This window comes from Faecalicoccus acidiformans, assembly GCF_014202635.1.
GTDB classification, from domain to species: Bacteria; Bacillota_I; Bacilli_A; order Erysipelotrichales; family Erysipelotrichaceae; genus Faecalicoccus; species Faecalicoccus acidiformans.
In genome coordinates this window covers 76,785-98,158 of record NZ_JACHHD010000001.1, presented here as the reverse complement: position 1 = coordinate 98,158, position 21,374 = coordinate 76,785, and the positions used below count along the sequence as shown (strand labels likewise).

The 21,374-nt window shown below is 41.9% G+C and carries 20 protein-coding genes; 4 read left to right on the top strand and 16 right to left on the bottom strand.

Annotated elements, in window-relative coordinates:
* Positions 1-11: 11 nt before the first annotated feature.
* The 10 genes from HNQ43_RS00460 to HNQ43_RS00415 form a co-directional block, all read right to left on the bottom strand.
* A complete protein-coding gene (locus HNQ43_RS00460; protein WP_183373764.1) occupies positions 12-1,706 on the bottom strand; it encodes a hypothetical protein in 1,695 nt (564 codons plus the stop codon).
* Positions 1,707-1,849: 143 nt separating this feature from the next.
* A complete protein-coding gene (locus HNQ43_RS00455) occupies positions 1,850-3,541 on the bottom strand; it encodes a proline--tRNA ligase (protein ID WP_183373762.1) in 1,692 nt (563 codons plus the stop codon).
* A gap of 44 nt (positions 3,542-3,585) precedes the next feature.
* Positions 3,586-4,794 carry a peptidase U32 family protein gene (locus HNQ43_RS00450; protein WP_183373760.1) on the bottom strand — a complete coding sequence of 403 codons (1,209 nt, stop codon included), beginning with the start codon at positions 4,792-4,794 and terminating at the stop codon, positions 3,586-3,588.
* A complete protein-coding gene (locus tag HNQ43_RS00445) occupies positions 4,787-5,629 on the bottom strand; it encodes a peptidase U32 family protein (protein ID WP_183373758.1) in 843 nt (280 codons plus the stop codon). Before HNQ43_RS00445 ends, HNQ43_RS00450 begins: the two co-directional genes overlap by 8 nt.
* Before the next feature lie 62 nt (positions 5,630-5,691).
* Positions 5,692-6,945: a glutamate-5-semialdehyde dehydrogenase gene (locus tag HNQ43_RS00440; protein WP_183373756.1), complete on the bottom strand. Its 1,254-nt coding sequence runs from the start codon at positions 6,943-6,945 to the stop codon at positions 5,692-5,694.
* A complete protein-coding gene (proB, locus tag HNQ43_RS00435) occupies positions 6,935-7,765 on the bottom strand; it encodes a glutamate 5-kinase (protein ID WP_183373755.1) in 831 nt (276 codons plus the stop codon). The genes HNQ43_RS00440 and proB overlap by 11 nt, the downstream gene beginning before the upstream one ends.
* Positions 7,762-8,457, bottom strand: a complete 696-nt coding sequence (locus HNQ43_RS00430; RefSeq protein WP_183373753.1) for an HAD family hydrolase — start codon at positions 8,455-8,457, stop codon at positions 7,762-7,764. The genes proB and HNQ43_RS00430 overlap by 4 nt, the downstream gene beginning before the upstream one ends.
* A 123-nt stretch (positions 8,458-8,580) precedes the next feature.
* Positions 8,581-9,396: a Cof-type HAD-IIB family hydrolase gene (locus tag HNQ43_RS00425; protein ID WP_183373751.1), complete on the bottom strand. Its 816-nt coding sequence runs from the start codon at positions 9,394-9,396 to the stop codon at positions 8,581-8,583.
* A gap of 105 nt (positions 9,397-9,501) precedes the next feature.
* Positions 9,502-13,038 carry a pyruvate:ferredoxin (flavodoxin) oxidoreductase gene (nifJ, locus tag HNQ43_RS00420; protein WP_183373749.1) on the bottom strand — a complete coding sequence of 1,179 codons (3,537 nt, stop codon included), beginning with the start codon at positions 13,036-13,038 and terminating at the stop codon, positions 9,502-9,504.
* Between the two features lie 147 nt (positions 13,039-13,185).
* Positions 13,186-14,457, bottom strand: a complete 1,272-nt coding sequence (locus HNQ43_RS00415; protein ID WP_183373747.1) for a glucose-6-phosphate isomerase — start codon at positions 14,455-14,457, stop codon at positions 13,186-13,188.
* Between the two features lie 89 nt (positions 14,458-14,546).
* On the opposite strand from HNQ43_RS00415, the gene HNQ43_RS00410 reads away from it, so the two are divergent.
* Complete coding sequence (locus HNQ43_RS00410; RefSeq protein WP_183373745.1) at positions 14,547-15,008, top strand: divergent PAP2 family protein; 462 nt, start codon at positions 14,547-14,549, stop codon at positions 15,006-15,008.
* A 12-nt stretch (positions 15,009-15,020) separates the two neighbouring features.
* Positions 15,021-15,275 (top strand): NifU family protein, encoded by a 255-nt coding sequence (locus HNQ43_RS00405; protein WP_239461036.1) that lies wholly within the window; start codon positions 15,021-15,023, stop codon positions 15,273-15,275.
* 55 nt (positions 15,276-15,330) lie between these two features.
* Here HNQ43_RS00405 and HNQ43_RS00400 read toward each other — a convergent pair whose 3' ends face one another.
* A complete protein-coding gene (locus tag HNQ43_RS00400) occupies positions 15,331-16,071 on the bottom strand; it encodes an esterase family protein (RefSeq protein ID WP_183373743.1) in 741 nt (246 codons plus the stop codon).
* Positions 16,072-16,174: 103 nt separating this feature from the next.
* Here HNQ43_RS00400 and typA point away from each other — a divergent pair, with 103 nt between their 5' ends.
* Complete coding sequence (typA, locus tag HNQ43_RS00395; protein WP_183373741.1) at positions 16,175-18,007, top strand: translational GTPase TypA; 1,833 nt, start codon at positions 16,175-16,177, stop codon at positions 18,005-18,007.
* 28 nt (positions 18,008-18,035) lie between these two features.
* On the opposite strand, the gene HNQ43_RS00390 is transcribed toward typA, so the two are convergent.
* The gene (locus HNQ43_RS00390; RefSeq protein WP_183373739.1) at positions 18,036-18,725 is read right to left on the bottom strand and encodes a Crp/Fnr family transcriptional regulator; all 690 of its coding nucleotides are present in this window, start codon (positions 18,723-18,725) and stop codon (positions 18,036-18,038) included.
* A gap of 94 nt (positions 18,726-18,819) precedes the next feature.
* On the opposite strand from HNQ43_RS00390, the gene HNQ43_RS00385 reads away from it, so the two are divergent.
* Positions 18,820-19,368 carry a DUF308 domain-containing protein gene (locus tag HNQ43_RS00385; RefSeq protein ID WP_183373737.1) on the top strand — a complete coding sequence of 183 codons (549 nt, stop codon included), beginning with the start codon at positions 18,820-18,822 and terminating at the stop codon, positions 19,366-19,368.
* 11 nt (positions 19,369-19,379) lie between these two features.
* Here HNQ43_RS00385 and HNQ43_RS00380 read toward each other — a convergent pair whose 3' ends face one another.
* The 4 genes from HNQ43_RS00380 to HNQ43_RS09125 all read right to left on the bottom strand — a co-directional run bounded on the left by HNQ43_RS00380 (position 19,380) and on the right by HNQ43_RS09125 (position 21,151).
* Positions 19,380-19,937, bottom strand: a complete 558-nt coding sequence (locus tag HNQ43_RS00380; RefSeq protein ID WP_244956995.1) for an ECF transporter S component — start codon at positions 19,935-19,937, stop codon at positions 19,380-19,382.
* 95 nt (positions 19,938-20,032) lie between these two features.
* Positions 20,033-20,359: a cupin domain-containing protein gene (locus HNQ43_RS00375; protein ID WP_183373735.1), complete on the bottom strand. Its 327-nt coding sequence runs from the start codon at positions 20,357-20,359 to the stop codon at positions 20,033-20,035.
* A gap of 72 nt (positions 20,360-20,431) precedes the next feature.
* A complete protein-coding gene (locus tag HNQ43_RS00370) occupies positions 20,432-20,749 on the bottom strand; it encodes a rhodanese-like domain-containing protein (RefSeq protein WP_183373733.1) in 318 nt (105 codons plus the stop codon).
* A 78-nt stretch (positions 20,750-20,827) separates the two neighbouring features.
* Positions 20,828-21,151 carry a virulence RhuM family protein gene (locus tag HNQ43_RS09125; protein ID WP_244956994.1) on the bottom strand — a complete coding sequence of 108 codons (324 nt, stop codon included), beginning with the start codon at positions 21,149-21,151 and terminating at the stop codon, positions 20,828-20,830.
* Between the last annotated feature and the right edge of the window lie 223 nt (positions 21,152-21,374).

Sequence of the window (21,374 nt, the reverse complement as noted above, 5' to 3'; positions counted from 1 at the left end):
TATCATCTCCTCTATTTCATAATAAAGTCTAATAATTCTTTAGCGGCCACATCTAATCCTTCACGGCTGGAACGATCAAATCCCAAATGAGTATAGATTTCCCCGACAAAGATGCCGTTGTCTTTCATGCATTGGAACATCTTATCAATCAAAGGTTCACATAATTCTTGTTTCTGCATTGGACCAAACGGGTTCGCAAAATAAGTTGTCGAAATTCCCACTTCCTGGGTCGTTCCCAAAGCCATACGTTTACCCAATTTACAAGTTGCTTTGACTTCTTCGATCGGGAGCTGCTTCAAGCCGAATTCATTGGTGTAATTGTTCGCATAAGCAAACAGATCGATCTTATGGTTGTGAACGACAACACGGTATGGACTGGCTGGCACAACCATCCGGGCATTCGGATTTTCCGGCCCCATGATCACAGAACGGTCCATATCACGATAAGGCGTTCCCGGATCCAAGTCATCCAGACGAATAAAGGCTCCGATCTCCGTTCCCTGTCCATAAGGAACACCATCTTCGATATGAATCGTACCCATATCATCAAAGACAACTTCAATATCGCGAATCAAATCTTTTCCAGCCGCTTTCAAGGCTTCAATGGATTCCGACTTACCAGCACCAGAATCACCCATCAACATGATGCCTTTTTTACGGCCATCATGTAATGTGATGTTCACAAAAGCACCGTGGATCGGCAACCATCCGCGATTCATCATCGCCAAGTTATGCAAAGTCAAACACATCTTCTTCAAATAACCAAAATATTCCACTCTTGGATGATCACTGATGCATCCGATCCAGATATCATTGGCTTCATCGTGATAGAACTGTGTCTCGTTTCGGTCATCCGGGTTTCCATAAATACAGATCAAATCTGGTTTTCCTTCAGATTCTTCACGAGTCGCCAATTCAAACAAGTTTGCCATACTTAAAGCAGAAGCGATATATTTTGAATTAAAGTAGACAAAACACAACAATTTTCCAACGCGGCATGGGAAGCAGAACCAGTCTTCTGAATCGCCCGCAAAATAATTCATAGGGTTTTCGTGAATCTCATTGATCACACCTTCTCTTTTACTGGATTTCGGGTGCAGGATCATCGGTGTGCGCAACATCACGGTATCAATCACCGGGATATCCATCAATTTTTCATATTGAGGATCCCAAAGATTGCGATGATGATGAACAGAGAAACAAGCATTGGTTCCTGCCTGTACCTGACGGTATACTACGTTTCGGCGATGCATTGCGCGTTCTTCGAATAAACGATATGTTCTCAAAAATAAATTGTTGAGCGAAGAATCCATTGCCACTAACGTGTTGACACCAAAACCATCACGAGTTTCACTGGACATAAACGCAAAACGCTGCAGCTGGCGCCAGCTCTTGTAGAACTCTTCGATCGTGTCCAGCAAACCGTTTTCATCTAACGCATAGTCATTGCGGATCTCATCCAGCTGGAACACCGATAACAAACGAAGGAAATGACTAAACTCTTCGGTTGCGGTTTCGGAATCGTATTTTCCATCTTGCGTTAAATATCTATAAATGTCTTGATTCTTTTCCTTTTGTAAGGAAATAAAATACTGCAAAAAGACTTTTAAGGTCTTACTGGCCAAAAGCTCCTGACGATCTTTTGGATAAGCCTTGTTGTAATTCAAAATCACCTGTGTATTGCTGATACTGATTTTCTTTTCCATCTAAAATCCTCCTAATATAGCTATTTTAACCTAAGTAGAAATAAAAGTAAATTCATAAGAACGTTTGTAAACGTTTCCAGTCAGGACTTTGTCCCCGTTTTGAAAGCTGTACTTTCAAAAAAAGTTCGGAACAGAATCCGAACTTATGCAAAGATTTCATCGATCTTTTTCCAAAGATTCTCGATCGCGCATTCTTCCTTGATTCCTGTCGCACGATCAACGATTTCGACTTTCCCTTCTTTGACACCTTTTCCCAAAGTGATCCGCGTAGGGATACCGATCAATTCCATATCTTTGAACTTGACCCCTGGGCGTTCATTGCGGTCATCATATAAGACATCATAGTGCTTCTGAACACAATATTCATAAATCTGATCCGCTAACTGAACTTGTTCTTGATCTTTCAAGCTAATAGGCACGATTGCCAAGGAAAACGGTGCGATCTCACGAGGCCAGATGATCCCGTGTTCATCATTGTGCTGTTCCGCAACCGCTGCCATGCAGCGTTCCAAGCCAATGCCATAACTTCCCATCCACACAGGCTGTAACTGATTCTTCGCGTCTGTGTAGAAGAGGTCCATCGATTGAGAATACTTAGTTCCGAGTTTAAATAGATTTCCCACCTCGATACCATGGGAGAATGTCAGTTTCTGGCCGCAAACCGGGCAAATATCTCCTTCTTTGACTTGACATAAATCAGCCACTTTTTCATAAGTAAAATCTTTCAGATTGACATTCACAATATGATGGTCCGTTTTATTGGCACCCACAATAAAATTTTTGCGATGTAAAATCTGACGATCCAGATAAACCGGGCAATCCAGACCCACAGGTCCGGCAAAACCGACCTTGGCATGAGTAACACGTTCTACTTCTTCAAAGCTGGCAAGTTCTATCTCATTGGCCCCCAAAAGTTTCAATGCTTTCGTCTCGTTGAGTTCTCTGTCTCCCGGGATACAAAAGGCAACTGTCTGCCCATCTACAGAATACAGAAGAGTCTTTACAAAATCAGAAGGCTCTTTTCCAAAAAAAGCAGCTACCTCTTCAATCGTCCTGGCATTCGGCGTTTCTTGGATCTGCATTTCTTTTTCCTGTTCTTGTGAATCCTGGATGGTATCTATTACTTCCGTGATCTCTAAATTACTGGAAAAATCACAACCTTCACAACCCACAACGATATCTTCTCCAATCGAAGATAAAGCTTGGTATTCTTCGGATAAAAGACCTCCCATAGCCCCTGTATCGGCTTTTACGATCTTATAGTCTAAATGAAGGCGATCAAAGATGCGGCAATATGCATCATACATCTTTTGATATGCCACATCCAAGCCCGCTTCATCGATATCAAATGTATAAGCATCCTTCATTATAAATTCACGAACCCGAATCAAGCCATAGCGAGGACGTGTTTCATCGCGGTATTTAGTCTGGATCTGATATAGATTATAGGGATAATCTTTGTAAGATTTTCCATTCATGCTTGCCGCAACCGCAAACAGTTCTTCATGCGTTGGACCCAGCACATAGGGTTTGGAATAACGGTCTTTCAAAGAAAACATATTCGAACCAAAGGCTTCCCGGCGCCCCGATTGAACATAGACATCTTCCGAGATCAGACTAGGCATCAGCAGTTCCTGAGCACCCTTCGCATCCATCTCTTCACGAACGATATTCTCAATCTTGGCCAAGACTTTTTTACCCATCGGCATGATCATATAGATTCCATTCGATGTTTTTTTGATCATTCCGGCTCTGACCAGAAGATTGCCGGAAATACTGTCTTCATCTTTGGCGTTTTCACGCAATGTATAGAAAAAACTCTGACTTAATTTCATGATAAACCTCTTTTCAGTGTTTAATTTTAGCGTACTTGGATTCTTTAAACAACTCGAATCTTTCGGATCATCGCATTTTTTTCGATCGGTCCATCCCAATGCGTTCTTACGATCTGCATAGGTGTCTTACAAACAGAAAGTTCCAAGCCGTTTTCATCATAAATGCTGCCGACATAGACACTAGTCGGATCGATATGGGGCCCAAAGATCTCCAGATTCTGATGGGGACTAAAATGATTCTTAACCTGCAAAGTGGCTTCATGCGTATCCGCATCATAATCCAATACAAACGCCACATATTCCTGGGTTACAATTTCATCCCGATCCGCATAAAGCTGTACATCCTGATTGGGAATCCCCCGATAAAACCCTGGCCCGGTTGGACGATTCTCTGCTTTGGCAATCTCTTTTTTGATCGCATTGAGCATTTCGCTAGAGACATGACCTTGTTCATAGATTTGATCGATCAAGCGACGATAACTGCTGACAACTGTTGCCAGATAGTATGCGCTTTTCATGCGGCCTTCAATCTTTAAAGAAGCGACACCCATCTTGATAAAAGATTCTATTTGATCAACGGCCTGCAAATCTTTACTGGACATAGAAAATAAAGAATTCGGATCACTCAGTTCTTGATCCTGATCCATCAAATGATATTTCCATCGGCAACTTTGAGCACATCCTCCGCGATTGGCATCCCGGTATGTCAAATGATTGCTTAAGACACAACGGCCGCTGAAAGAGATACACATGCCGCCGTGGATAAATACCTCAACCGGCAATATCTGTTTTTTACAAATCGAACGGATCTCATCCATCTGGCATTCTCTAGCCAAAACAACGCGATCCATTCCTTGTTCTTTCCAAAATGCCAGGCTGCTCGAATTGGTCGATGAGTGTTGTGTTGAAACATGAACTTCATAATGACAGCCACATGCTTTAGCCATTTTCATAATGGCAGGACTGCATACGATGATCGCATGAACTCCGGCAGCATCTAAAGCCAAAAGATATTCTTTGAGTCCGGCCAGATCATCCTCATGCGGAAGCATATTCACTGTTACATGGACATGAGCTCGATGTTCATTGGCAAAATCAACAAGTTCTTTGATCTCTTTCAAAGAAAAGTTGCTGGCGCGAGAACGCAAAGAGAACTGCTTTCCTCCGATATAGACGGCATCCGCCCCGTAGAGGATCGCGATTTTTGCTTTTTCCAGATTGCCGGCCGGCGCTAACAATTCAATCTTAGACATCGCCATCCTCCTTTTTCGTCATCGTTTTTTGATAATACCAGCGATTCGATCCAGGAAGATCGCCTTTTGTCTTGTAAGCTTGAAGCACTTGGATCGTCCATTCATCATCAAAGAACAAAGAATCGATACGAAATCTCGATAATCCATGTTCTTTCAGGATCGGCAGTTCCTTAAAGCTTTGTATAGGCGCTTCACTATAGATAGTCGTCCCAAAACGATCTTCCAAAATCGGCATTCGAGCCGTTCTTGTCGATTCAATCAAAGTATACATTCTGTCCGTTTGGATCTGGTTAGAATGAATCTGATTTTTATAGTTGGTCAATAAGGGACGTCGAGAATAAAGGATCGAAAAATATCCGGAAATCAAAACTTCAACATTTTTCTGATTTCGAGTCATCGCTGCTATTTCTTCCAATGTGCATTCATGCGCTAACGAAACCGATTGGATTCCTAAACCTAAGTAGAAATCGATATCAGACGAGTTAGTAATCAGAGTTTCGGGCTGATACACCAAACGATCTTCAAATCCAATGGCTTTTGCTTCCTGATAGAAGCCTTCATCCCCATAATAGATCCCATCAACGGAAAGTTCTTTAGCCAGCTTTAAAAAGCGGCGAACCAGATCCATTTCATCTTCCATAAAAAAACGCAAGGCATTGATATAGAGTTTCACTTGATAACGCTCACAACAAGCTTTGATTTCCGGAAGCTGCTCCCACAAAAAAGTTCGACATGCCCGAATCGATAACTCATCTAAACCGAAAATCAGTGCATCTGCCCCTGCTTCTTTAAGTCTGGGAATATTTTTGATTTCATGTATCGTACTCAGTATCATGGCATCTCCTTTTAGTCAACAGCTATAGTGTACCACAAAAAAAGGCTTTTCTAGCGAAAAGCCTAACGTACCTGTCCGTTTCCGTAAATCGTATACTTATAGGTCGTCATCTCTTTTAATCCCATTGGTCCACGAGCGTGTATTTTTCCAGTCGAGATTCCAATTTCTGCCCCCAGGCCGAAAACTCCACCATCCGTAAACCGTGTGGATGCATTCCAGTAAACACAAGCAGAATCGATTTGATTCAAGAACTGCTGCGCAGCTTGAGAGTCTTCGGTTACAATACACTCGCTATGATGCGTTGAATACCGGTTAATATGGTCAATGGCTTCTTGTACATCGGATACGATCTTTACCGATAAAATATAATCCAGGTACTCCATGCCCCAATCTTGATCACTCGCATGTTCGATTCTTCCTTGACCATCTTTTAAGATCGCATACGCTTCTTCATCTAATCGAAGACAAACATTTTTTTCATTTAGACGTTTTTGAATCCGCGGCAGTATCTGAGGTGCGATATCTCGTTGTACCAGTAAAGATTCAGCTGCATTGCAGACGCCGATTCTTTGTGTCTTAGCATTGTAGACAATCTCGACAGCTTTACGAAGATCAGCATACTGATCGATATAGATATGACAATTCCCTGCTCCAGTTTCAATCACTGGAACCTTCGCATTGTTCATGACGGACTGGATCAAGCGCGCAGATCCCCGAGGAATGATCACATCGATCCATTTTGTCATACTCATAAACCGCTGCGTATCTTCGTGTGATGTTGATTTGATCAGCTGGATCGCAAAAGGATCGATACCACATTGTTCAAGACTTTTCTGGATACATTCTGTGATCGCCATATTTGATAAAAGCGCATCGCTGCCGCCTTTTAAGACCACGGCATTTCCGCTCTTAAAACAAATCGAAAAAGCATCTAACGTTACATTGGGACGGGCTTCATAGATGATGCCAATCACCCCGATCGGCACTCTTTTTTTCTGAATGGTTAGACCGTTGGCTAAGATTCTTTCTTCCATGATCTCGCCGACAGGATCTTCTAACTCTACGATTTCCAATACCGAATCGGCCATGGCTTCCAAACGATCGCCATCTAATTTCAAACGATCCAGCAAGCCCTCGTTAAGACCTTTCTGTTTGCCTTTTATCATATCCTGATCATTCGCTCTCAAGATTTGATCTTGATTTTCCCTCAAACTTTGCGCAACCGTTTTCAAAATATCATTTTTCTTTTGTGAGGAAAGGGATGCAAGAGCATACGATGCCTGCCTTGCCTGTTGACCGATAGTTTCAAGATTCATGGTGACTCCTCCTATTTTGACTCTGAAAATAAGTTCCGACGTTCTCTCCCTTTAAGATCCTGGCGATGATGGAAGCATCCTCAAATTTCGCAATGACCAGATCGCAGCCTGCATCCATTGCAATTTGAGCCGCCATCAGTTTCGCCTGCATCCCGCCTGTTCCGACATTGGAACCTGGTTTGTTTTTTCCCATGGATAGCAGTGATTCGTCGATTCGATCGACATGATCGATCAGTTTTGCCTTCGGGTCGATCTTCGGATCATCTGTGTAAAGTCCTTCAATATCACTTAACAAGATCACCAAATCTGCATGGATCAAAGCTCCTACCGTAGCCGCCAGCTGATCATTATCGCCAAAACTTTCCACTTGTTCCAATTCTTGAGTCGAGATCGTATCATTTTCATTGACGACAGGAATACTTTCTAAGGCAAAAAGTTCTTCAAACGTATTCCGGGCATTTTCTCGAGATCGTTTTTCTGTCATGATATTCTTTGTCAGCAACACCTGAGAAGCAACAAAGTTATACTCGCTGAACAATCTTTGATAGACCATCATTAAGCGTGCTTGTCCGACAGCGGCAAAAGCTTGTTTTTCCGCAATCGATTCTGGCCTTCTGCCGATATGCAAGGCACGTCTTCCCACAGCGATCGCTCCGGATGACACTAGGACGACATCTTTATTTTTCGCTTTGAGATCACAAAGAATCCGAACCAATTTCTCGATCTTAGAAAGATAAAGATCCCCGCTGGGATGTGTAATACTGCTCGAACCAACTTTGATAACGATTCGTTTTTTGTCCTTTAATGGGTCTCGATTCATACACTCTCTCCTCTTTCCATTTTTAATAACAGCGCAACCAATTCTTCGTCCTGGTATACAATATGATCTGCCAAAGGGCCTTCCAAACGATGATGACGATTAAAATGAATCGTACGCATTCCTTTTTGTTTAGCCGGAACGATATCATGATCATATCGATCCCCAATATAGACCCAATCCAGACTTGGGCCTCCACATTTTACTAGCACGGCATCAAAAGCTCTGGGATCTGGTTTTCGATATCCGATCACACCGCTGATAAAAATATGATCATCCGGTATATAAGAAGGGATCTTCAAGGCTTGTAATTTCTCCATTTGATGATTTTTCTCACCGTTGGTCAAAATAGCCTTTTCACTGCGGGAAGAAGCAAACCATTCCTGTAAAGGCTTGGATAAGGAAATATGATTCTGATAAAAGCGATAACGTTCTTGAAAACGAAGAGCCTCGCATCTTTCAAGAGGAATCCGAAAATCTTGACAAGCATTCAAAATCCGATAGATTCCTGATTCATCCACACTCATTTTTTTGGACTGCACTTGATCGAAGATCGCATCTCCATGTTTTCGATACAATGTATAAAAAGAAGGAATCTGCTCCTGGTGTAAAGGCAGATCCAAATCTTGTACCGCCTGATAAAAGGGTCTTTCCAAATCATATAACGTATCATCGCAATCAAACAAAAACTTCATTTCAATCCTCACCATTTCGCAAAACACAGTTTATAGAAGATCAACGCTGCAATCTTGATTTTCATTTTATCATACTCTTTTAATCGTTTTACATTTTTATAGTAAAAAAGAGACCGAAGTCTCTTAATCATTCAATACATGCTCTTTTAAGAAATGACCTAATGCACTTTCGTCATTGGTGTATTCACTGACAACATTGGCCACTGCTTTGGCTGCATCACAGCCATTTTTCATACAGACACCCATACCGACCTTTTCTAACATCTGGATATCATTTGCCTCATCACCAAAGGCGACACAGTTTTCTAAATTGACGCCAAAATGTTTACACAGTTTTTCAATCCCATACCCTTTATTAATAACGGGATCGCAATATTCAAACAGATTATTTGCGGTACTGAATCCGATGCAATCATAACGACGGAAAGATTTAGACCGTTCAATCACTTTGGGTTGGTAAGCCGGATCACTATAGATGATCAATTTGTTGACCGCACGATCTTGTAAAAAGGACTCCAGATCAATTTCTATCTCAGTTTCTCCGAACAATTTCGCATGTGCCCGCGTCTCTGGTGTTGATTTGCTTGTATAGCGGATGTCGCCTACCAATACATGGAAGATCACATCCATATCCTGGTAAAAATGAATGATATCCAATACAACTTTTCCGTCTAACAGATGATACTCTTCTTTCGTACGACGACGTATGTCATAGATCACACCCCCGTTCATTCCCATAATAAAGCTGACACTGTCTTGAATTCCCCATTGGTTGAGCATCGCATGAACGGTTTCGACCGGTCTTCCAGAAGCAATTCCAAAAAGGATTCCCTTATGTTTTAAGGCAGAAATGGCTTCACGGTTTAAATCGGAAACTTGTTTTTGACTGTTTAAAAAAGTTCCATCCAGATCGGTAGCGACTAATGTAACTGTATGCATGTTCTCTCTCCTATATCTATCTCTCTCATTTATAATATTCGATTTTCTTCATGTTGAAAATAGAAGATTCAAAAAAAAGGATCGGATGATCCGATCCTTTTCAGACTAGCTGTAAAGTTCAACCAGTTTTTTCAAGTGCTCGTAACGTGCTTTCGCTTCTTCTTCTGATTTAGCGAACAGTTTTTCTGCTCTTTCAGGGAATGGCTTGATCAAACGCGTATAACGTGCCTCGTTGTTCAAGAATGCCTGATAAGAACCATCGCCTTCTTTAGAAGTCAATGTGAATGGATTCTTACCTTCTGCCTTCTTAGCTGGATCAAAACTGAATAAGTTCCAGTATCCGGCTTGAACGGCTTTCTTCATTTCATCTTGACAATGGTTCATACCACCCTTAGCGATACCATGAAGTTCACAAGGTGCATAACCGATGATCAAAGATGGTCCGTTATAAGCTTCGGCTTCTGCAATGCACTTAACAGCTTGTGCCGGGTTGGCACCTAAAGCAATCTGAGCTACATAAACATATCCGTATGTCATAGCGATTTCTGCCAAAGATTTTTTCTTGATTTCTTTACCGGCAGCAGCAAACTGACATACTTCACCGATGTTGCTGGCTTTTGAAGCCTGTCCACCTGTATTAGAGTACATTTCAGTATCGAATACAAAGACATTTACGTTTTCACCAGAAGCTAATACGTGGTCTAATCCTCCGTATCCAATATCGTAAGCCCATCCGTCTCCACCGAAGATCCAAACAGATTTCTTGCCTAAGTATTGTTTGTTAGCCAATACTTCTTTTGCTTCTTCTGTACCTAATTCTTCTAGAGCAGCAATCAAAGCTTTGGTTGGTTCTACATTCGCTTTTGTATTTTCTTTTGTTTCCATGAACTGATCAAAAGCCGCTTTCAATGCAGCGTTATCGCTGTTTTCAACGATAGCAGCAACCTTAGAGATCGTATGTTCACGAAGAGTCTTATGACCTAAAGCCATACCGAATCCGTGTTCTGCATTGTCTTCAAACAAAGAGTTTGCCCAAGCTGGTCCTTTGTTGGAGTCTTTATTTACCGTATATGGACAAGTAGCAGCTGGTCCACCCCAGATAGAAGAACATCCTGTAGCGTTGGAAATATACATCTGTTCACCAAACAGCTGTGTTACCAAACGAGCATAAGATGTTTCAGCACATCCTGCGCAGGAACCAGAGAATTCCAATAATGGCTGATTGAACTGAGAACCTTTGACAGTTTCATCTTTCAAACCGATATCTTTCTTAGATACATTGGCAACCAGGTAATCGAATACTGGCTGTTCTGCCAATTGAGATTCTTGCGGTTTCATCACAATAGCCCCTGTTGGACATACAGTAATACATTCGCCGCATCCCATACAATCAAGCGGAGTAACGCTCATCGTATATTTGTATTCGCTGGCTTTTGGTTTAGTATCTGCTAATTTAATGTTTTCTGGAGCATTCTGTACTTCTTCTTCACTCAACAGGAACGGACGGATCGTAGCATGTGAGCAGACGAAAGCACACTGGTTACACTGGATACATTTATCCGCATCCCATTCAGGAACCATAACGGCTGTTCCACGTTTTTCATAAGCACTGGCTCCAGTTTCCCATTGACCGTCAACATGAGCATTGAATGCAGATACTGGAAGAGCATCTCCATCCATCAAGTTTACCGGTTCCATGATATCTTTTACCATCTTGACCGTAGCAGGACGACCGTTTAATTCTTTTGGAGCTGCATCTGGTTCTGGATTTGCCCAAGAAGCAGGCACATCGACTTTGTGAACCGCATCGACACCGGCATCGATTGCCTTGTAGTTCATTTCCACAACGGCATCGCCCTTCTTCGAATAAGATTTCTTAGCAGCTTCTTTCATATACTGCACAGCTTCTTCAATCGGCATAATATCAGCTAATTTAAAGAATGCTGACTGCAGGATCGTATTGGTACGTTTACCCATACCAATTTCGATGGCTTTGTCGATCGCATTGATCGTATACAGTTGAATGTTGTTTTCAGCGATGTATTTTTTTGCTTCTGCCGGCATATGTTTGTCTAATTCTTCATCTGACCATTGGCAGTTGATCATGTAGATACCGCCAGGTTTTACATCCTGAACCATCTTATATCCTTTGACTACATAAGAAGGGTTGTGGCAGGCAACAAAATCAGCCTGGCTGATGTAGTATGGACTCTTGATTGGATTGTCCCCAAAACGCAAGTGAGAAATTGTGATACCACCCGTTTTTTTAGAGTCATACTGGAAGTAAGCCTGGATATATTTATCAGTGTGGTCACCGATGATCTTTGTAGAGTTCTTGTTGGCACCAACTGTACCGTCTCCGCCAAGACCCCAGAATTTACATTCGATTGTTCCAGGAGCACTTGTGATTGGAGCTGGTTTCACTTCTGGTAAAGACAAGTTTGTCACGTCATCCACGATACCGATCGTGAAACGATCTTTTGGCTCATCCTTTAACAATTCGGCATATACCGCAAAGATGCTTGAAGGCGGAGTATCTTTAGATCCCAAACCATAACGGCCGGCGATTACTTTGATATCGTTCAATCCAGCTTCTCTTAATGTTGTTGCGACATCCAAATACAATGGTTCACCTAAAGAACCTGGTTCTTTTGTACGGTCTAACACTGCAATTTTCTTCACAGTCTTAGGCAATACGCTCAGAAGGTGCTTGCTTGACCATGGACGATACAAACGAACTTTGATAACACCGACTTTTTCGCCCTTAGCCATCAAGTAATCGATAACTTCTTCGCAAACATCATTTACAGAACCCATCGCAATAATTACACGCTCTGCATCCTCTGCACCATAGTAGTTGAACAATCCATAGTTCGTTCCTAATTTTTCATTGATCTTGCCCATGTATTTTTCAACAACTTCCGGCAGATTGTCATAAGCAGTGTTGCATGCTTCACGATGCTGGAAGAAAATATCTCCATTTTCGTGAGAACCGCGCATCGTTGGATGTTCTGGGTTCAATGCATGATTACGGAATTCTTCCACTTTATCCATTGGACAAAGTTCTTTTAGATCTTCATAGTCCCAGATCTCGATTTTCTGGATCTCGTGAGATGTACGGAAACCATCAAAGAAGTTGATAAATGGAACTTTTCCTTCCAAAGCTGACAAGTGTGCTACTGGAGAAAGGTCCATAACTTCCTGTGGGTTCGTTTCACAAAGCATTGCGAAACCTGTTTGACGACAAGCATAGACGTCGCTGTGATCTCCGAAGATATTCAATGCGTGAGATGCAACAGTACGAGCTGAAACATCAAATACGCAAGGCAATTGTTCCCCGGCAATCTTATACATATTTGGAATCATCAGAAGCAGACCCTGTGAAGCAGTGAATGTGTTTGTCAGGGCACCGGCTGCCAGAGATCCGTGAACCGCACCAGCGGCACCAGCTTCGGATTCCAACTCACTAACAACTACCTGATTTCCAAAAATGTTTTTACGTCCCCCGGCAGACCAGATATCAATTTGATCAGCCATTGGACTGGATGGAGTGATCGGATAAATCGCAGCAACTTCTGTATACGCATACGCAACGTGAGCGGCTGCCGTATTTCCATCCATAGATAATTTAGCTCTAGGCATGTTTTTTGTTTCCTCCTTATTTCAGTATCCTATACCTTAATAATTATACGAGTTTTTAATTTGATTTTAAAGGGGTTGTTCAAAAATTCACACGACTTTCGTTCGGTTCAGATTACGACAAAGGAGGCCGGTTTGGCCTCCTAGATCTTATTCTTTTCCTAAAAGCTTGAACATGTTCTTTTTATAAACCTCTACACCTGGCTGATTGAACGGATTCGAATCATTCATCAATGTCGTCATGGCGATTGCTTTAAAATAGAACATACACATATTTCCAAAGCTGTAAGCGCTCATATCTGGCATCGTCAAAATAATGTTTGGCACATTTCCTGTATCCACATGTGCCTGCAATGTTCCTTTGGCGGCCATTTTATTGACCCAATCCAAAGATTTTCCTGCCAGATAGTTCATATTATCCATGTTTTCATCATCGCTTGGGAAAGTCATATCCAACATTGGTTTGTCAACATACAAGTTTGTCTCAAACAAGATCTTTTTACCATCTTGTACAAATTGACCTAAGGAGTGAAGGTCTGTGGAATTGCAGACGCTGTCTGGCAAGATTCCCTTACCATCTTTTCCTTCGCTTTCTCCGAACAGCTGTTTCCACCATTCTGCAACCATCTGCATCTGCATTTCATAATTGACAAACAATTCTACATTATAACCTTCATTTTGTAGGATCCGACGGGCAACAGCATATCGATAAGCCGGATTTTTTTCAAGATCGGCATCTCCATATTCTCCCATGCCATCGTGCAATCCGCGCATGATCTCATCAATATCGATTCCTGCGACCGCAATCGGCAATAAGCCGACCGGTGTGATGACAGAGAAACGGCCGCCGATATCATCCGGAATCACAAACTGTTCATAGCCTTCTTTATCCGCTAAAGCTTTCAGGGTACCGCGGGCTTTATCGGTTGTCGCATAGATTCGATGTTTTGCTTCCGAACCATACTTCTCTTCCATGAACTGTTTCAACAGACGGAACGCAATCGAAGTTTCCGTCGTTGTTCCTGACTTGGAAATGACATTGACAGAAACATCTTTATCTTTGATATAGTCCATCACTTGAACGATGTAGCTGCTGGAGAACGTATTTCCTAAGAAAATGATTTCCGGTTTTTTCTGACTGTACAGTCCGTTGATCATTTCAATCGCAGCACGAGATCCTAAATAAGATCCTCCAATGCCGCATACGACAAATACATCACTGTCTTCACGCACTTTTTTGGCACAAGCTTTAACGCGGGCAAATTCTTCCTTATCATAGTCGTTGGCCCAAGTCATCCATCCGATAAAATCATTGCCTTTACATGTCTTTAAGCGCAGGGATTCATCGATCTGATTGACCTTTTCCTGGTAACTCTTCACATCCTCTTTTAAATGAGCATGTTGTAAGTCTAATTGAATCATGTTACAGTACCTCCGTTATTTACGAGCACATTATATCACGAAAAAAAGAAACTGTGCTATAATACTAACGGTTTAGGAGTTGAAATACTATGTTTCCACAGGCTTTATTTCCCTTGGTCGTCGCATTGACATGTAATGTGATAGCCCAAGTATTAAAAACCATCTTCTATTATCTAAAATCGGGGAAATGGGACTTGCATTGGGTCATAGCCAGTGGAGGTTTCCCCAGCTCCCACTCCAGTACAGTTACAGGTCTTTCCATGGCAATTGGGATCCAGGAGGGATTTGACTCGACGATCTTTGCGGTTACGGCAGTCTTTGCCTTTATCGTGATGTACGATGCTTGTCATGTTCGTTATTATTCTGGAAAAAACATCGAATTGACCCAGCAGCTGATTCGTGATTTAAAAGAGATTGAAGTCCCTTTAGACAATCCAATCTATGAGGAGCAGCTCAAGTCCGTCTTAGGGCACCGTTTCATCGAAGTCCTTGGCGGTTTTGTGATTGGCCTGGTATTCCCTCTTTTATTTGTACCTTTATTTCTAGGATAGGAAGTGATTGAAATGGCAGAAGAAAATAAACCTATCATGCCGGATATGGATAAAATCAATGAATGTCTCAATAAGATCCGTCCTTACATCCAGCATGATGGCGGCGATATTGAACTGATGGGAGTCGATGAGAATGCGATTGTATATGTAGCTTTTCGTGGAGCCTGCGCCGGCTGTATGATGGCAGCGGAAGATTTTCATTCCGGGATCAAACTTCTTTTAATGGACGAGGTCCCCGGCATCCGTGATGTTCTTTTAATCGGATAAGAGCCTGACGGCTCTTTTTTTCATGGCAAACAAAAAAGCACCCCGAAGGTGCTCATTAAACCATTTTTGGCAAAAAGTAACGGAGCATGACTTCCCACCAGGGCCAGTCATGGTTGACATCATATCCCCAAAAGTCAATCCAGGCATGGATTCCTTTATCATATAGAATACCGGAAAGCTTTTGGAGCGAAGCTTTGCAGACATCTTCCCAGGCACCCTGCCCTACGCATAAGATGATCTGCGACTCATTGTATTTTTGAATAAATGAATGATGGGGATCCATTCCGCTCAAATAAGCACAAGGGTCATTGTTGTAACAATTATCATCATAAACTCCGTGAAAGTATGCCTGCATATCATAGACACCGCTGATGCCCAGGACTTTATCGAATCGATTCGGGAAGCGGAAGAAGAAGTTTGCCGCATGCGTTCCGCCCATACTGGCACCCATGGTCATACACATAGAATCTTCCGGCAAGCCGGCTTTCCATAAAGCGCTGGGAACCAGTTCTTCCATCACATAGCGTACCCAGCATTCCTGCAGCCACATACGACGGTGCGTATCTTCTTGCGAACTCCATGTCTCTTTATCAATGGAATCAACCGTGCAAAACTGAATTCGTCCTTGTTCGATCAAGTCGCTGACCAGATCAAACATGCCGCGGTCTTCCCATTCAAAAAAGCGTCCGTCCTGACACGGGAAAACAAAACACATCTTACCGGCATGTCCATACATCTTAAACTCCATGAAGCGATCCAAGTAATGGGAATACTCTCGAAAGTATCGTATCTGCATAATAAAAACCTCTCTATTCTGCGTAGATTATATCATAATCAATTGTCTTTTCATCCACTCTGCATTATAATTGTTCTGTTTTTTAGAAGAAAGTGAGGAACTTATGGCCGATCAGGAAAAGATCTTGAATATAGCCGTCATTGCCCACGTCGATGCCGGCAAAAGTACATTAGTGGATGCTTTTTTAAGACAAAGTGATGTCTTTCGTGATAATGAAGAAGTCGTAGACTGTATCATGGACTCAAACGACTTAGAGAGAGAGCGTGGAATCACGATCTACTCGAAAAACTGCTCTGTGATCCATAACGGGGTCAAGATCAATATTGTCGATACTCCAGGACATGCGGATTTCTCCAGCGAAGTCGAACGAATCATTCGAACCGTCGATACCGTGATCTTATTGGTAGATGCCAGCGAAGGTCCGATGCCCCAAACTCGTTTTGTTTTGAGCAAGGCCCTGGAAATTGGTTTAAAGCCTATTCTTTTGATCAATAAGATCGATAAAAAAGATCAGCGTGCCGAAGAAGTGGTAGATGAAGTCTATGAATTATTCTTAGACTTGGATGCCAACGACGAACAATTGGATTTCCCGATCCTCTATGGAATCGCACGAGAAGGAATTGTTCAATATGACCTCAATACACCAAGTACAAATATTGAACCTTTGTTCGATACGATTTTAAAGCATTGTGATGTTTATCCAAATTTGGATGAAGAGCCTTGCCGAATGCAAGTATCGGCTTTGGCTTATGATGAATACATCGGGCGTTTGGGAATCGGTCGAATCTATTCTGGTGTACTTAAACAAGGAGCTTCCTATATTCGCTGTAACCAAGAGGGATTAGAAAAACGCGAAACGATCTCAAATCTTTTCGTCTATAAAGGTCTTTCGCGAACCAACGTCAAAGAAGCTCACAGCGGAGACATCGTCGTGGTAGCCGGAATGCCAGACATCAGCATCGGAGATACGATCTGTGATCCAGAACATGTGGAGCCGATGGATCATATCCCTATTGAAGAACCTACATTGTCAATGAACTTTCATGTTAATTCCAGTCCGTTTGCCGGGCGCAGCGGAAAATATGTCACCAGCCGAAATATCAAGGAACGTTTGGAACGAGAACTTGAAGTCAATGTAGGCTTAAAGGTAGAACCAACCGACAGTGCCGATTGTTTTAAAGTATCCGGGCGCGGCGAATTACATATTTCGATCTTGATCGAAAACATGCGTCGCGAAGGGTATGAGCTTGCCATCAGCAAGCCGGAAGTCATCTTACATAAAGATGAAAACGGCGTTAAAGTAGAACCGGTAGAAGAAGTCATCTGTCTTGCTCCGGAAGAGTATTCTGGTACCATCATCAATAAACTGAACTTGCGTAAAGGGGTGATGGAAAACATGGAAGAAGAAAACGGATATGTCAAGATCACCTACCAGGTTCCGACTCGCGGCTTGTTGGGGTTCCGAAATGAATTCATCAACGAAACACATGGTGAAGGTACGCTGGTTCGCCGCATCTGTGGATATGAGCCTTATAAAGGTGAGATTGCACAGCGCATGCAAGGCGCTATGATTTCCACAGAAACAGGAACCGCCATGACTTATGCCTTATGGAACCTTCAAGAACGGGGGCAATTGTTCATTTCCCCTCAAACAGAAGTTTATGAAGGAATGATCATTGGAGAATCTGCTAAGAATATTGATATGGATGTCAATCCTCTAAAAAATAAAAAATTAACTGCGATCCGTTCCAGCGGGCGTGATGAAGCCATGTTGTTGACACCGCCTCGCATCTTCTCTTTGGAAGAAGCCTTAGAGTGGATCAATGATGATGAACTTGTAGAAGTCACACCCGATGCGATCCGAATCCGTAAAAAAGGTCTGACAGCACAAGATCGCCGGGCTTTATATCGCGAAAAAATGGCACAAAACGGATAACAACGAGGTTCAAAACTTCGTTGTTTTTTTAATCCTCTTCTTCTTTATCCGTAATCGGCATCTTATCGAGGAATTCGAAATCGCGTTTATGATAGATCAGCAGTCCTTCCTCTTGCATCTTACTCAATTCTTTAGACATGGCGCTGCGATCCACAAATAGAAAATCCGCCAGATCCTGGCGATCCAAAGGAATGGTGAATTTCTGATTGCCTTTGATATGATATTGTGCCGAAAGATAATCCTGGAGGCGTTGCCGTGTCGTTCGATGAACAGTATCTGCCAAGCGTTTTGAAAAAGAATATGATTTTTTTGATAATACCTTTCCTAAGTTTTGAAGAAACCGCACCTCTAAAGGATCGCTGACCGGTGATTCGATCACTCGACGGGCATTGAAGAAAAGTATCTTGGCGTCTTTAAGAATACGAAACGTCGTATTTAAAGGAGCCTGACTGATGGAGAACATCTCTCCTAAACTATCGCCTGGTAATAATACATCGATCAAACATGTGATTCCATTTTCATCGATTCGTTCAATGTGTACATTCCCCTCCAATACGATTCCCATCTCATCCACTCTTTGATTAGAATCCCAAAATACTGATTTTTTTTGAAATGACTGAATATGGGCACGAAATCGTTTCATCAACGTTTCGATTTCTTGTCCGTCCATCCCTTGAAACAAAGGATGATTTTGAATGATCTTCGTATATGTTTCCATTTTTTCACCTTTTTTTGATTCTGTTGTTCAAGACACAGAAATTGACCTTATTTAACTGTATTATAAAACCAGCATTAGAAAAGAGGTATATGATATGCTTAGAAGAATTGATTTTTGGGGCCCATCCTTGATGGAGTCTGTCGCTTTGATATTAGCAGGTGCTTTGATTTTGATCGAGCCGGCTATGACAAGCTTGTTGATGGCCAACTTATTGGCCTTACTTGGTTTTGCTTACGGAATCTATATGATCGCACGTTGGTTCGCGGATCGTAAAAAGGGATACGATTCAATTGCGGATCTTTTATTGGGAGCCAGTTTGAGTGTTGTTTCCGTGGCAGTCTATCTGAATCCCGCCTGGGTATTGGCTAGTTTGCCTATGGTAGCCGGTATTGGCATGATCGTAAATGGAATCAGTAAGATTTCTTCCGCGATCCAAGTCAAAAAAGCCGGAGGATCTATTTGGGGGCCTTTATTGGCAATCGTTTTACCGGTCTTGATGGGATCGTTCCTTCTCTTTTTCCCGATCGCTTCTTTTGAAGGATTCGTGATGTTGGCTGGAACCTTCATCAGTATGATCGGAATCTTTGATCTCTTCAGTATCTTTTTGATCAACCGGTCGTTACACGATCTGCAAGTCTTATAAAAAGGGTGCATCTACTGGATGCACTCTTTTGTTTCGGTATAGCTTTTTTTAAATGGAACCACTTTTGCTTTATCCAAAGTGACCATGATCAGCGGAATCAAGATCAGCTGTACGACAATTCCCGGAACTGCACTGACAAGAGCTCCATTGATCAACATCATAGCATTCACATTGGAAAGTCCGACTAGAATACAGGTGACTGCTGCCCAAACGAGGCGGCCAGCGACCATGGAGATCAACAATGCAATATAAAGCTGCTTGATACACTGCCATTTGGCATGACTGTAAACCATCCCAATCAAAAAACCGTAAGTGGCAAGTTCAAATGCCATTGCGACAGCAGTCGGGAACATCGGCGGCATTCCAAAGATCATGCTGCGTAAAACAGGCAAGATCAAGCCTATCACCAGCCCATAAGGTCCTCCACAGATCAGACCGCATAAGAATACCGGAATGTGCATCGGCAAAAGCATACTACCGATTTGAGGAATCTGTCCGGTAAAGAAAGGCAACACAAATCCGATAGCTAAAAACAAAGCAGAACAAGTGATCTTTTTAATTTGACTCAAGAGAATCCCCTCTTTCTGGACTTCATTATCATAAAAAATAGTTCGTAAGTCAACCAGACAAAAAAAGCCAGACTTCATTTTTTGAATCTGACTTTCTACTTCGTATTGATCATCACAAACTTGCAATTCTCTTTAGCGACGATACGCACCACTTCATTTCCTGGCAACAGCAAGCTTTCTTCGGCTCGAACGATGTATACTTCTTTACCAGAAACCGAAACGATCACAGCTCCCTCTAAACAAGTGATGAACATATCCCGATCTTGAGTTGCGATCTGTAATTCGCCATCCTTCCAAAGCGAATACATCTCCATCGAGAAATTCTCAGTTTCTACAAAATTTTTGGATAATGACTGACCAGGCCCATACATCAGCATATTTTTTAAAGGCATTACTTCGCCTCGCGGAAAATTCCGAATCATACCATATCCCTCCTTCCACAGATAAGGATAGGAGAAAAGCTAAGGTAATGCAAGTAAAAATGTCGTAAGATGTCACTTTTCGATTGGTCCGTGGTAATAGAGAATTCCTCCGATGTTGGTCACATCGCTATAACCGGCCTTTTTCATCGATTTTACAGCTCTTGCGCTTCTTGAGCCGCTTTGACAATACACAAAGAGCGGCGTATTTTTATCTGGTACTTCCTTTAAAATCTGATCCAGATTCGATAAAGGAAGATTGATACTGTTGGGAATATGTCCCTGGTCATATTCTTCCTTGGTCCGCACATCGATCAAAACCGCATTTTTGGTCATCTGATAAACTTCAACACCCGCATCAATATCGATGCGTAACATAGAAATCAATCCCATACAACATCCTCCTTTCCTTTGATCTCAAAACTCAACTTATAAAATATTCTTCAATGTTCGTTTTTTCTACTCCAATGTTCACTTTTTTAGCTTCAATGTTCGCTTTTTCTGAATCCAAAAAGAGTCCGCTAACATATCAAGATTATAGAATGGCATTTCCCTTGAAACGTCTCGATTGCCTTCTTTTCGAACCTGTCGGAAATTCCGACAGGTTGAATTCTCATCAAGTTCACCTTCTTCGTATATATGTTTGATATGTTCTACTACATTTGTACGAGATGTTTGAAATAAATCGGCCATTTGTTGCTGTGACAACCATACAGTTTCATCTTCGATTTTAACCTCAATGTTTGTCAATCCATCTTCCGTTTGATAGATAACAATTTCACCGTAACTCTTCATTCGATCCCAACCTCTTCTATTATTGTTTGTTGCTCTTCTTATATTTCATTGCCAAATGCCGATATAGAGCACATAGTGTTTTGTATTTTTTATCATTTCATATAAAACACTATATCTTAACGTTCCCAGATTTCCCAATATGCTTCAATGTAATCCCTGATACAACTAGGATATACATCAAAATAATATCTACATACCCTTTTATACAATCTCAATATTTTTT